Genomic DNA, 13,130 nt, shown 5'->3' with positions numbered 1-13,130 from the left:
ACACTAAAAAAACCCTTTAATAATCAGCCTTATAGATATAATAAAGCATAGGCAAATCACCACAGGGCGGATAATCGCTCCGTGTTTTATGGCAAGTTTCGCTCCCAAAGTCGCTCCTATCATCTGCCCCACACACATTAATATACCTAGAATCCACAGCACATTCCCACCTATGATAAAAAGCAAAGTAGAAGAGAGATTGCCACTAAAAACAAGAACGCGAGAGTGTGCTAGGGCTTTACTCAAGCCGTAACCTGCTATACTAACAAATATCATCAGCACAAAAGAGCCTATCCCCACACCCAAAAGCCCACCATACACACTTGCCACTGCACAGGACATATAGAGCAAAAATGGACACGGGGATTTTGCCCTATCCTTATCACTTAGCTTTGGTGAAAACAAAAAATACATTCCTACAAGAATCATCACAAAAGGCAGGATTTTAGATAGAATCTCAAGCGATACAAACTGCACAGCAAAAGCCCCCAAGCCAGAAAATATCACCGCTATGGCAATGCAAATGCGACTTTGCCCCAAATCCACCAAACCACCCTTATAATAATGAGCCGCTCCGGTGAATGAACCCACACAGGCTTGAAGCTTATTTGTCGCTAGGGCTTGAAGCGGATTTAATCCACTCAACAAAAGCAAGGGCATAGTTATCATTCCAGCCCCACCAGAGAGTGAGCCTACAAGCCCACCAAAGATAGAAGCTACAAATAGCACAATATACCAAAATGCTCCTATATCATTAAACATACTATCAAACATTTTGCCACCTGATTTTGCTTTTGATTTGACTTTTCTAGCCATAGCCTTGCTAAATCATAAAATTTTTTCCAAGGATTTCTGTCTCTTATTTCACTTAGATTCTACAATACATAAGATTTTTAAACCACAACAGATTTTTAATGATATTATACATAAGCATTTGCTTAGGACATAATGCTATGCTTATTACTACCCTTGCAAAAAGTGTTGCAAAATCTCGCTATTTTTAGATTCTGGCTTGTGGCACTCTAAAAGGCTGATGGTGGATTCTATCTTTTCAACAACGGATATAATTTTCTCTTGTGCTTCAAGGGGCGGGAGGGGGATTTTCAAGTCGTTAATTTTGCCTGATAAATTGTTGATATTTGAACCTGTTGCAGAATTTTCAAGTTTTTGTTTAAAATCATCATTTGCAATAGTATAGAAAACAAATTTTGCATTAAAACGACTTCTTAAAATTCCCATAAATCCTCCAGCATAGTATTCGGTATCTTTATCTATAAAAGCCACTTTTCCTATATGTTTTAAGCTTCCACTTGAAAAACACATAAAAATATCATTTTTTCGCAAAATTTTATTTTTATCTCCTATAAAATCTTGCTTAAGATAAATCATTTTTGAAAGCTCAAAGGTGTTGTTAAGGGTAATATTATCCGCAGTTAATACTATATTTTGTGTCTTTTCCGTTGTTTGCTCTGTTTTGTCGTATGTTATTCCTCTTATAATTTCGCATACTTGGCCGAGCTTGATTGTATCCCATCCTTGCGGTGGTGGGGTGGGGATAGAATCTAAAAGGGTTTTTAGGTTGTCATTTTGAGCCTTTGAAAAAGGCGAAAAATCTAGCTTATTTTTAGATTTTTCGCTATTGCTCAAAATGACAGGGTTAGATTCTGTATTTGTAGATACTAGCTCACGCTCAGTATGACAAGGGGCGGAGTTGATACAACTAGTCAAAAGGTCAAAATCTAGCTTAGATTCTAACTCTTGTATAGAATCTAGCAAGGAAGTGATGAAGTCTCTACTGCCCCCCCCCCGATAGATTCATCAGTATTTGCAATAATACCGCATTTGACTAAAATCGCTTTAATCAACTCTTGGTATTTTTCTATACTCATTCTTATGGTGTTATATTGCTCTTCTACTTTTTCACATTCTGCTACGATTTGAGTTTGAATCTCTAAAGGTGGCAAGGGAATTTTTAGTTGCGACAAATTAGTTCTTGTGATTTGAGGTTGAGCCGCACCTGTAATAACGCTTTTTATGTTTGACAGCGGCAAAATATAAATTAAAAATTTTTTTAATATAAGGTTTTTTTCTAATGGCGTTATTATCATCGCATTACCTGTAATCCAAGATTCTGGTTCTGTAAAGTTAATAGTTCCGCAAGTTGCACCCCTGCAAGTCATTGCTACTTCAGCATCTTTGTGATTATATTTATCGTAAAATCCTATTACGCCATTTGCACCATAAACTTTATATTGTCCTTGTTCTAAAATTTCTTTTGCTGTAATAGTTTGTGGCTGATACATTTTGCAAACAGATTCTAACTTTACTAACTCATATTTACAATTTTCAAAAGGATTCTGTGCCTTGCCCTCGCCTTGTGAATTGATAGGATTTAAACTTATAGCCTTATTAAAATCTACTTTGCTAAAGTCTAGCATATCTATGAGTTTTGCCTTAAAAGCATAGGGGCTTAAGTCTTGCGGAATAGGACTAGAGATTTCTAAAAATGCTTGGCGGATAAGGTGGGCTAGTTTGTTTTCATTTTGCGGATTATCCCTTTCAAAAAGGGGGCTAAGGTAGGGACTATTTAGCTCTTTTAAGCCTTCATCACCTTTGCGATTACTCCATTCATAGCCTAAAAATCTTTTCTGCTCTTTGTTATCATTTGGGGCTTTGATGATGATAGGGGCTTGATTGAAACTTAGAGAGAAATAGAGTAATTTATCTTTTTCTATCGCTCTTGCGTAAGCTAAAAAGGCGTTATGCGTTAAGGTGTCTTTGTCTTTAGAATCTTTATAAGCTTTGGATTCTACTAGCTTTTTATAATCGCTTGTTTCTTTAAAGGCGGCGTGGTATTCTTTAAAAGTATCTAGCCCTAAAAGCTGTGTTGTGCTTTGAGGGCTTTTAATATTTTGTTCTGTGTCTTTGGTTTCACTTGGGGCTTTGTCTAAATTATGATTAGATTCTAAATTTTTGTCATATTGAGCCATAGGCGAAATATCTCTATTGTGTTTTTTGAGATTATTCGCTACGCTCATAATGACAAGTTGAGATTCTAAACTCCCATTTAAAAAGCTCTCATACTCCCCTTTATCAAAGCCCCTAAAATCACAATAGGCATTAAAGGCTTTAACATAATTTTTATAGGTTTCATTGCGTAATAAATTGCCGCTTTCTATGTAGTTTTTGATATTGCTATAATCTTGCGAAATGGTTGTATTTTCTGGTGTGTAATTTTCCTTTTTGCGTAAAAATAGAATAATGGTATTTGTGCCTGTCGCCCCAAAAGTTTGAGAGCCTAACTCTACAATAGCGATAAAATCAAAATTAGCAAATAAAATCTCTCTTGTGCTTTTATAAATGCCATCTTTGTTTAAAATAGAGCTTGGCAGGATAATGGCGGCTTTTGCATTATCTCTTAAAAGCTGGTTTGCCCTCTCTATAAAAAAGCATTCAATGGCGTTATTTGTCTCTATATTTATATCATTAGTAAAAAGCGTGTAGATCTTTTTGGATTTAGCACTCAAGGTCTCTAAAAAGCCTTTAACAGAATAAGGGGGATTAGCGATAAGTAAATCAAAGCTGTGGTTATTGATTTGGGGTTTTTGCTTATTGCCTTTATCTGTTTTGGGATTTTCTAGCTCGTGTGTGGCAAGGGCATCTGCATAAAGGATATTGATTTCATTTTGTCCATACATTGCAGAAGAGACTTTTGCGACTTTACTTAAGCGGTATTCTTTCTCAATGCCATAAATTTGTTTGTAATGCTCTTGCAAATCCTGCTTAATGTAGCGTTTCAGTTCGTTTGCATAAGTGTTTAGAAAATGTCCTGCCCCACAAGCAAAGTCAAGCACTTTTAAAGGCTTAGAAGCCTTTGTCATAGAGTCTAGCGGTAAGGAATACATAATGAATTCACAAATTTGAATCGGGGTGAAAAACTGCCCTTCATCTTGCTTCATACCTTTTTGTAAGAAAAGCTCAAAAAGATTGCCCAAGAATTGATTGGTGGAATTTTGCGTGAGTTTGTAGGGAGCAAAAAGCTCGATAATTTCTTTTAGCACTATGGCGTTTTGTAAGAATAGCTCTTTATTATGCACTTCTAAAAAGGCAAAGTCGTTGTTGGAGTAGAATTTAAGCTCTTTGATATGCTTTTGAATCTGGGCTTTTAAATCGTTTGCGTGAAGTTTTTTAAAGGCTTTTTCTATATCATCATTAGAGACAAAGGTAATCTCCTCGCCCAAAAACTCACTCATCGCTTCTTTGTAAAGGAGCATTAGCCTATCTTGCATACTCGCATAAGTATCTGCCATAACGCCAAAATAACCAAATTTAAGATTGTTTTTATTAAAGCTTTCATCATAGATTTTACATAAAAAGATATTTACAAGTTTATCGAAGGCATTTTCCTTGCCTGAAATATTATGTTTGCGTAAAATCTTAGCAAACTCGTGGTATTTACCCTCTTCTTTTAGCTCTTTTAGCTTAGAAAAAGTGGGGGTTGTCTCTAGAATCTTATAAGCATTCACATCATTTTCAAAAATGCCTTGCGTGAAAAATTGCAATTCATAGCTCTCTTTCCATACTGCAAAAAGCTCGGTGTTATTACTTGCTTTTTTGTAGGATTTTTCTATATCGTTTTCTTGCAAGTATTCGTCATTATCAAAGGCTTGGATAATGTAATTTTGATATTTTATGCTTTTAGATTCTGCTTCTAAATCGCTGGCGTAAAGGCACAAAAATTTTGTGGATTTTTCTTGCTGAAAATAGCTAAAAAGTTGTCCGCCATTATTTTGCATTCTCTCCCATTCTTTGCTAAATTCGCTTTTGTTTTTGGTATTTTCTCCTGCGGTTTTGCACTCTATGAGTAAGTAAGAGGCATTTTTATTATCATATACTAGAATATCGGCTTTGCCACTTTTTGCTTCTCTGCCTAGCTGCCATCTTGGCTCTAGCTCTAAAGATTCTGCTTTATAGCCTTTTTCTAATAATCTATGCACACATTCAAAGACTACAAAATTTTCAGGGTGAGAGAAGTTTGAAGTCGTGGTGTCGTGTATCTTTATCCCTTGTGGGTAAATAAGCTTTTGGTTAGCAAAATCCACTTGCATTATGTAGGAGTTTATGGTCTTTGTGTAGATATGTGCTTGTTTAGATTCTAGCTTGTTGGATTCTGCTATTTTAGACTCTAGACTTTTAAATTTTGGCTTTTTGCCCCCCCCCCCCGTAGAGAGAGATTCAAACCCCAAAATCTCTAGCACTTCTTGTAAATTATCTTGTGTAATCATTAAACGCCTTTGTCTTAAATAAAATGTATCAATATGCTTTGGGTAGAATATACCAAATAGCAAGGATTCTGCTAGAATCTTTGCTGTGCCTTTACTCCCCCTCCAAGCTTCCCATATCAATCACATAGCGGAATCTTGCCTTCCCGCTTGTAAGATTGCTATATGCTTTGTCAATGTCCTTTACACTAATGATTTCTACTTCAGGGTAGATTCCCTGCTGCACGGAAATATCTAGCATTTCTTGCGTCTCTTTTATGCCGCCAATGAGTGAGCCATACACCTTTTTCCCCGCAGAAAAAACAAGCCTTGTTACATCAATATGCGTTTTTAGCTCCACAGGCGGCAGCCCCACAATCGCCATCTCACCGCCAAATTTCAGCAAATCCACATAGCTATTGACATCATAAGCCGTAGGAATGGTAGATATGATAAAGTTAAATCGCTCTTTGCATTCACTCGCACTTGTGTAAAGGGCTTTCACGCCTAGATTCTTAGCTTCTTGTGCTTTAAGTGTATTTCGTGCAAAGACACTCACTTCCGCCCCAAGATACAGGGCGTATTTCACCGCCATAAGCCCAAGTCCGCCAAATCCCGCTACTGCGACTTTATCGCCCTTTTTTACTTTGCTAAATTTTAAGGGGCTATAAGTGGTGATCCCAGCACAAAGCAGTGGAGCGACTTTCTCCAGCGGGGCATTGTGCGGCACTTGTATCGCAAAGTTTTCACTCACAACGATATTATTTGAGTAGCCGCCATAGGTTGGGGCATTATCGTGGAAGCAATCAAGGCAATCATAGGTAAAAACCGCCTTGCCATTCTCGCAAAACTGCTCTTGGCTTTGCTTACAAGCACTACACTCCCCACAGGAATTCACCATACAGCCAACCCCCGCATAATCGCCGATCTTAAACTTACTCACATTTTTGCCCACAGCTACCACACGCCCGGCTATCTCGTGCCCGGGGACCATAGGATAAATTCCCTCTTTCCACTCACTTCTAGCGGAGTGTATATCGCTATGGCAGATTCCAGCATACAGAATCTCAAGTAAAATATCATTCTCACCCATTGCGTGGCGAGTGAAGCTAAATGGCTTAAATGTATCATCTTTGTGCGTAACTGCATAGCCTTTTGCGGTGATTTTTTGCCCATTGTTGGCTTGGGCTAAGTTTTCTTCTAAAAGCATAAAAATTCCTTTGGGTAGTAAAATAGCTAAGATTCTATAATATTTGTCTATGAAAAATGCTAACAAGCGGGTTTAGACAAACATATAAAATCTTTAAGAGCGATATTATAAAGCCTAACACCTAGTGTTTGTCAAGAGAGAAGATGTCAAAAAATAAAAGGGTTGTGTGGCAGTCGCCACAACCCTAAAGTTTAAGATTCTACAACGCCTTATGCTTTGTAGAATCTAGGGTAAGTTAAAATTTCTTTTTCTGCACATCGGCTTAAATCTCACTTGCAATGCCATTTGTCAAGTCCGCGATTTGGATATTTTCTTGCGTAATCATCTGAATCTGATTAATAGAATCATTAATCTGTGTCAGTCCCAAAGTCTACTCATTGACTGCTTCTGAAATCTCATTGACACTTTGCACAAGCATATTAATGTTTGCTTCAATCTCGCCTAGCGATTTGCTTGTTTTTTCAGCAAGTTTTCTTACCTCATCAGCCACAACCACAAAGCCCCGTCCGTGTTCCCCAGCACGAGCGGCTTCAATAGCGGCATTAAGTGCTAAGAGATTTGTCTGCTGGGCAATATCCTGAATCATGCTCACAATATTTTTAATATCTTGGGCTTGAGCGGTAGCTTCTGTAGTTTGCTCACTCACGCTATGCATAGATGCGTTAATCTCACTTACCGCACTGGCAGAGTGAGTAAAATCAAGTCTTTCATACGCTGCAAATACCGCAGAAATCATATTCATATCCGCACCTATTTTAGATTCTAATACGGCTAACATTTTATTCAAAATCTCGCCAAACTCTTTAATCTGTAGATTAGTGGGCTTCACATTCACCCGTGCTGTCATATTGCCAGATTCTATGGCTTTGACAACTTCTAGCGTTTGAGCGATAGCTTGTTTATCTTTTGAAAGCGATTCGTTAGTGTTTGTAATATTCTCATCAATCGCCATTGCCATCACGCTAAACTCATCTTGTGTCTGCAAATCTAAAAGTGGCGTATCCTTAGTCTTATAATTGATGAAGTCAAAAAAGCTTAAAAGTCTTTGCGTGATATTTTTGATATGGTGTAGCTGATACACCACAATCCAATACAACACAATCGCCACAATCACAACAACGACAAAAAAAACAACCCAACTTGAGACATCAAAAGTGAATATAACTCCTGCTCAAAATATTCTTCAAAATTCGTCGAGCAGAGGAGCCAGTTTTGGTCATTAAGAATACACACTGCCATTTTTTCTATGCCACTATAGGTATAATGGATAATTTCCGATGGAGTGTTAGGCGTTTTGGGTGTATGAGTATATATATAGAAAATCTATACTTCATTTCTTTGTGAATCTTGCGAAAATAGCACTTTTTCATCAGAATACACGATATTATAATTGCCTCTATCATCAAAGCCAACGATATTGTTTTAAGCGATACAAAATCGTGCTGTAAATCTTTGAGAAATATATTTGCCCCTATGACACCCACGAGCTTACCATCTACTACAAGTAGGCTAAAATCCGTAGTAATCAACTCGCCTGTTGTGATATCATTAAAAGGTCGTGAAAGTCCAGATTCCATTGTCTTTTTAGCTGCTTGATACCACTCGCGTGTGCGAGAATCAAAGCCTTTGCTTTTATCAAGGATATAAGCTTTATTTTTTGACTGAATATCTGTTTTAATCAACAATCCATCAGCTTCATAGCCGATGTATAGTACATCAAGATGCGGAGTGAGCTTAAAAGCATATTCTACTTCTTAGCAACTGTACCATAAGACATATCGCCACTTTGGGCAATATCCTGTGCCATCTATTCTACGAAGTGAAGTTTAGATTCAAAATATGCGTTGATAAAGTTCTCCGCATTTTTCACACTCTCCTGTTTGCCGTGTGCCACGCTTGTAACAATGCTGGATTTAGCAAGAGAGAAACTCGCCAAAGACAACAATGCAAACGACACAAGAAGCAATGCCACGATTGTGATAGCAATCTTTCCACTCACACTTTTTAACATTTAACCCTCAATTTCAGATTCTAAAATAATGTGCTTACTTGGTATCGCACAATGAATTTGGGGTTATATAGTAAAAAATCCAAATTTGAAGTAATATTTGCATAAATTTTGTAAATTAAGTGTAAAGTATCCTTGTTTTCATTCTAACTACGAGCCATTTTAACTCAACAAAATTTAATACTGCTACTATGAAAATTCATATTTTTCATAAAAAAGAGATGTTAAATAGAATCTATTTTTAATATTTCTCACACTTTTTAAGCCAAATTTCAAACCAAGCAGAGTATAATCCGCACTCTTTTTTGTATGGCTCGATAGCTCAGTCGGTAGAGCAGGAGACTGAAAATCTCCGTGTCGGTGGTTCGATTCCGCCTCGAGCCACCACTTCTATTAAGCAATACTCTATTATCTCACATCAATAACCCTACTCATCGTATTGATAATATCATATCCATCCCATATTAGTGAAAAATCACTACTTTTGCCAATAGGCACAATTCTATCAATCCCCAAAATCCCAAGAGCAGCAATCTCTTCAAGTATAGTTTGAGAATCTACACCAAAATAAGTCAAAGTTTGAAATCGCTTAGAAACAATACGCAAGACTTCTTTTATACAATCTCCGCTAGATTCTATAAAGCTCCCACACGCACAGGTATAGCTCTCCACTCTTTCATCTAGCAATGGCACATAGATTCTGCTGATAAGGTTGTCGTGTGTATGCTCTATTTTTGCATTATCTATATTTAGGGCGACATCACATTGCGTTATAAGTTTATCTATGGCTACAATGCTCTCAAGCTCATATCTATCTTTTATATTAAGCCACACATAATGCCAGAATCTATTCCTTGCTTCATTGGCATAATCCTTATTAAGCCAAAAGATAAGTCTAGGGGAAGAGCAAGCATTTTGGTCATACAAATATGTATCATTATAAAAATGTCCTGCAAGTGTTTGTAACTCACTCTCATTAAGCTTAAGTAGCGATTTAGAATCTATCACACTTATAGAATACCTATCCGCAAAACATAGCTCTACGCAACGAGGTGCTATGGGGCTTTGCCGTATGTTATTTATCGTTGTATCTCCACCCCAAATCACTCTTACATCAGCTAAAGATGATAGTTTGTCTGTTATCTCTTTTAAATGTGAATATTGTATAATTCTTATATATTGTGTCATCTCATATTGACTTTTTAGATTCTCTAAAAGTCTGCATAAAATCTCTGTTTGTTTGAAAAACTTGCTAGATACCCGTATCACACTTGCATTGCCCGAGAGTAGTCCAGCCACTAAAGAATATGCAAAGTTTATCGGCACATTTGATGGTGCTATATGAAAGCTTAATCCCCTGCCTATTCTATTACGCAAAGAATCCTTATAATCTTTTTTAAGCTTTTCTATATTTGTTTTGCGGATAAAAAAGCCAAATGAGATGATATCAGCATAATTTTTTGCTTCACTATCACTCATTATGAGAAGTGAGAGTCTATGTAAAAACTCGCTTACTCTCTTATCAAAAATTTTTAATACAGGAAGCTTTTTTAGCTCATCTAATTGTTTGTAAAATTCCGCCTCATCTAAGATGGGAAACAAGCATTGTAAAGAAGTGTTAGAATCTAGGCTATTTTTGCTCATAGGTGTCGCTACATCCTCTAATTTCAGCATTTTGTATTCTCCCATTGATTGAAAAATATTTACCCTTTCTACCGCAAGGGCAGTCGTCTTCACCAAGTATTGTGCCTACATCTTCGCTTAAAATAATATGCCCCGGATATGAGTGTGGCAAAAGGGATACAAGCTCTAAAATCCCCTCTTCGTCCATATCTGCTATGCTAAAATCTCTAGATCTTCTTACAATAATATCTGCAAAAATAGGCGTGTGTAAAACTCCACACTCACATTCCATATAAATAGAACCGGTTTGCTCTACCATACCATAGTAGTTGTGTATCTTTCTCACACCACACACACTTTCTAACTCACTTTTAAAATGCTCTTTTGACACTGCTTGAGAAATGAGCTTTTTCCAGCCACCGCCGTGGATAAGAACAGAATCTTTTAAATCTAAAAAGAGATTTAACCTTTTTAACTCATTATAAAAATGCTGCCACACAATAAATGTAAAGCCAAATAACAGAATCTTTTTGCCCTTATGTTTCTCTATAAAATCCCTTATCAAAGCAACATTGAGATTCATATCTTTATCAAGTGCATAGATTTTTTCCCTAGCAAACATAGAAAATCCAAGCACCCCAGCACCCCTAGCAGAAAACATAGCTCTATTTTGCAACAAGTGAGAGCTATCGATAATAATCATAGGCATTCTACTATTGCCTATAAAGCTTTGCATAATCCTTGATAGTGCTTTTGTTTGATTGAGTGAAGTTTGCTTGTCTAAAAATATTTGCGATACACTCTGTCTGCTTGTGCCAGAAGAAGTCATTGTTTTTATAATCTCACTTTTCTCTATGCTTTTTAATGCGTAGTGCTTGAATAGTCGCACGGGCAAAAATGGTGCATTATAATAAGAATCTAGATTCTTGTCATTTTTGTAAGTGTGGGCAAGAGCTTGTTTCGTGTGAGCCATAGACGAAAAATCTTGTTGAGATTCCACATTAGATACTTCGCCTAAAGGCTCAGTATGACAATTACTAGATTCTATACCCTTGTCATATTGAGCCTTTGAAAAAGGCGAAATATCTTTATTAGATTCTAAAACTTTAGATACTTCGCTACACTCAGTATGACAATTAGATTCTAGACTCCCAACACCAAATGCGTCTAATATTCTTTTATACTCATTACAATGTTTGTAGTGAAATCTGCAAAGCTCTCTAATATTTTGTGTTAATAATCTCTCTTTATCTTCTTTGCAAAGGCTATAAGGATCTAGCTTAAAAATGCCTTCATAATCAATATCACTATTTTCCATTGCCACACTCTTTTTTCACAATATTATCTAGCATAGAGTAGAGTATCTTGCCAGAGCTACTTCTTGGCAAAGATTCTATGTATTTAACCTTTAGTGCTGTGGGGGCTATTTTTAGCCTATCACAAAGTAGCTTTTTAACTTCTTCACATCTTTCTTGTGTGATAAAAATATAAAGCATATCATCTACTCCGCTAGATTTTGCCTCTAACCCTTGAAACTCGCCCTCTATAATAGAATCTATATCATCAAGGTTTATTCTTCTGCCAAACATTTTTATAAAGCGATTCTTTCTCCCCACTATGTAGTAGTAGCCTTCACCATCTCTTTGTGCTATATCTCCTGTGTGTAGCACACCGCCAAACTCATCTTTTTTAGCTAAACTGAAACGATTTTCACTATAACCCAAAGTTACATTTTTCCCCTTATAAATAAGCTCTCCTTGCGTGTTATCTTGCTCTATACGATTACCTTTAGAATCTAGCAAATAAAACTCGCCATTAGGGATAGCCACACCTATACTGCCACACTTCTCTATTGACTTTTCACTTGGAAGATAGCTCATTCTAGCAGTAGCTTCTGTTTGTCCATACATTACGATAAATGCTTTATTGCTAGATTCGGCAAATGTAGCAAATTCCTTATGCAATTCAACTGAGAGCTTCCCACCTGCTTGTGTCATAGTTTTTAGATAAGGTAAAGACATATTAAAAAACTTTAGCTTTTTTAGCATTTCATAAGTGTATGGCACACCAGAGATTGAGCTAGCCCTTTGTATTGCGATAAACTCCCAAAGCTGCTTTTGCATAAGCGATTTATCGCTTAATAAAATCATCGCCCCGCTATACAAATGCGTATTAATCACTGATAAGCCAAATGTATAATGCAAAGGCAGGATTAAAATCGCCCTTTGTGTTTTGTCTATATGCAAATATTGAATAATAGATTCTGTATTGCTTTGTAAGTTCTCATAGCTTTGTCGCACCATTTTAGAACTACCTGTAGAACCCGATGTGCTAAGCAATAGGGCTAATTCACTATATAAACCTACATTTTGTGGAATCTGCCCTAAAGTTTGCAAAAGTGTGGGGGATTGCAAAAGTGTGTAGGAATATTGTCCTAACACTTCTTTAAAACCACTGCGTATAAACCTATCCTTTAGCCTATCAGGTAGCCACAAAAACTCTGGACTATAATCAAGCAAAAGCTTATCTAGCGTATTAGAATCTAAATTGCAATCTACCATTAAAGGCACAATGCAAGATTCAATCATACAAGCATAGCCTACTAAAGCTCCCATAGAGTTTTCGCATAGATTCACGCATAATGCTTTGTTAGATTCTATCCTATCTAGCACATTGCTTAAGCTCAAAGCAAACTCTGCTAACTCATTATAAGTAACAGAATTGCCCACATCATCAAGCACAGCGACCCTATCGCCAAATCTTGCAAAGTCAAAAAACATTTTAGGACTTACTTAAGATTGATACCATATTTTTTAAGAATCTCTATGCCTTTTTCAAATGAGCTAAAATCAATAATATCATCAGTTTCTAGCTCAATACTAAAAGCCTCTTCAAGTGCTGCCATAAGAGCCATATGCCCTACACTATCCCACGCTGGAATAGCTTGATATGATAGCCCTTCTACTTCATCTTTACCTATATTTAAACTTTCCATAAAGCACGATTTGTATGTTTGCATTTAAGCCTC

General features: G+C 36.7%; 10 protein-coding genes, 1 tRNA gene and 1 pseudogene. 1 reads left to right on the top strand and 11 read right to left on the bottom strand.

Annotation, left to right across the window (positions count from 1 at the left end; genetic code table 11):
• Positions 1 to 3 precede the first annotated feature (3 nt).
• The 7 genes and pseudogenes from HCCG_RS03775 to HCCG_RS03745 form a co-directional block, all read right to left on the bottom strand.
• The gene (locus HCCG_RS03775) at positions 4 to 816 is read right to left on the bottom strand and encodes a TSUP family transporter (RefSeq protein ID WP_230197851.1); all 813 of its coding nucleotides are present in this window, start codon (positions 814 to 816) and stop codon (positions 4 to 6) included.
• Between the two features lie 147 nt (positions 817 to 963).
• Positions 964 to 1,776, bottom strand: coding sequence for a restriction endonuclease subunit S (locus tag HCCG_RS03770; RefSeq protein WP_015453182.1), 813 nt, complete (start codon positions 1,774 to 1,776; stop codon positions 964 to 966).
• Entirely contained in the window at positions 1,770 to 5,285 is a 3,516-nt protein-coding gene (locus HCCG_RS03765; protein ID WP_034547992.1) for an N-6 DNA methylase, read from the bottom strand. The genes HCCG_RS03770 and HCCG_RS03765 overlap by 7 nt, the downstream gene beginning before the upstream one ends.
• A gap of 91 nt (positions 5,286 to 5,376) precedes the next feature.
• Positions 5,377 to 6,471 (bottom strand): NAD(P)-dependent alcohol dehydrogenase, encoded by a 1,095-nt coding sequence (locus tag HCCG_RS03760; protein ID WP_002956101.1) that lies wholly within the window; start codon positions 6,469 to 6,471, stop codon positions 5,377 to 5,379.
• 262 nt (positions 6,472 to 6,733) lie between these two features.
• Positions 6,734 to 7,324: pseudogene (locus tag HCCG_RS13025) on the bottom strand (methyl-accepting chemotaxis protein); the annotation flags it as partial.
• 391 nt (positions 7,325 to 7,715) lie between these two features.
• Positions 7,716 to 8,156 carry a PDC sensor domain-containing protein gene (locus HCCG_RS03750; protein ID WP_015453179.1) on the bottom strand — a complete coding sequence of 147 codons (441 nt, stop codon included), beginning with the start codon at positions 8,154 to 8,156 and terminating at the stop codon, positions 7,716 to 7,718.
• Between the two features lie 122 nt (positions 8,157 to 8,278).
• The gene (locus tag HCCG_RS03745) at positions 8,279 to 8,482 is read right to left on the bottom strand and encodes a hypothetical protein (RefSeq protein WP_002956099.1); all 204 of its coding nucleotides are present in this window, start codon (positions 8,480 to 8,482) and stop codon (positions 8,279 to 8,281) included.
• A 308-nt stretch (positions 8,483 to 8,790) separates the two neighbouring features.
• Between HCCG_RS03745 and HCCG_RS03740 the strand changes: the two genes are divergently transcribed.
• A tRNA-Phe gene (locus HCCG_RS03740) sits at positions 8,791 to 8,866 on the top strand.
• A 21-nt stretch (positions 8,867 to 8,887) separates the two neighbouring features.
• Here the strand turns inward: HCCG_RS03740 and HCCG_RS03735 are convergent.
• The 4 genes from HCCG_RS03735 to HCCG_RS03720 are packed head-to-tail and all read right to left on the bottom strand — an operon-like array spanning position 8,888 to position 13,121.
• Positions 8,888 to 10,153, bottom strand: a complete 1,266-nt coding sequence (locus HCCG_RS03735) for an acyl-CoA reductase (protein ID WP_015453178.1) — start codon at positions 10,151 to 10,153, stop codon at positions 8,888 to 8,890.
• The gene (locus tag HCCG_RS03730) at positions 10,110 to 11,420 is read right to left on the bottom strand and encodes a LuxE/PaaK family acyltransferase (protein ID WP_015453177.1); all 1,311 of its coding nucleotides are present in this window, start codon (positions 11,418 to 11,420) and stop codon (positions 10,110 to 10,112) included. The genes HCCG_RS03735 and HCCG_RS03730 overlap by 44 nt, the downstream gene beginning before the upstream one ends.
• A complete protein-coding gene (locus HCCG_RS03725) occupies positions 11,410 to 12,882 on the bottom strand; it encodes an AMP-binding protein (protein WP_002956095.1) in 1,473 nt (490 codons plus the stop codon). The genes HCCG_RS03730 and HCCG_RS03725 overlap by 11 nt, the downstream gene beginning before the upstream one ends.
• 8 nt (positions 12,883 to 12,890) lie before the next feature.
• Positions 12,891 to 13,121: an acyl carrier protein gene (locus tag HCCG_RS03720; protein ID WP_002956094.1), complete on the bottom strand. Its 231-nt coding sequence runs from the start codon at positions 13,119 to 13,121 to the stop codon at positions 12,891 to 12,893.
• Positions 13,122 to 13,130: the final 9 nt, after the last annotated feature.

Origin of the sequence: Helicobacter cinaedi CCUG 18818 = ATCC BAA-847 (assembly GCF_000155475.1) — a bacterium.
GTDB classification, from domain to species: Bacteria; Campylobacterota; Campylobacteria; order Campylobacterales; family Helicobacteraceae; genus Helicobacter_C; species Helicobacter_C cinaedi.
This window is presented reverse-complemented; position numbering and strand designations above follow the sequence as displayed.

Excerpts from the sequence above, each read along its gene's own strand:
- HCCG_RS03775 (WP_230197851.1), bottom strand. The coding sequence starts at position 816 with ATGGCTAGAAAAGTCAAATCAAAAGCAAAATCAGGTGGCAAAATGTTT.
- HCCG_RS03765 (WP_034547992.1), bottom strand. The coding sequence starts at position 5,285 with ATGATTACACAAGATAATTTACAAGAAGTGCTAGAGATTTTGGGGTTT.
- HCCG_RS03760 (WP_002956101.1), bottom strand. The coding sequence starts at position 6,471 with ATGCTTTTAGAAGAAAACTTAGCCCAAGCCAACAATGGGCAAAAAATC.
- HCCG_RS03745 (WP_002956099.1), bottom strand. The coding sequence starts at position 8,482 with ATGTTAAAAAGTGTGAGTGGAAAGATTGCTATCACAATCGTGGCATTG.
- HCCG_RS03735 (WP_015453178.1), bottom strand. The coding sequence starts at position 10,153 with ATGCTGAAATTAGAGGATGTAGCGACACCTATGAGCAAAAATAGCCTA.
- HCCG_RS03730 (WP_015453177.1), bottom strand. The coding sequence starts at position 11,420 with ATGGAAAATAGTGATATTGATTATGAAGGCATTTTTAAGCTAGATCCT.
- HCCG_RS03725 (WP_002956095.1), bottom strand. The coding sequence starts at position 12,882 with ATGTTTTTTGACTTTGCAAGATTTGGCGATAGGGTCGCTGTGCTTGAT.
- HCCG_RS03720 (WP_002956094.1), bottom strand. The coding sequence starts at position 13,121 with ATGCAAACATACAAATCGTGCTTTATGGAAAGTTTAAATATAGGTAAA.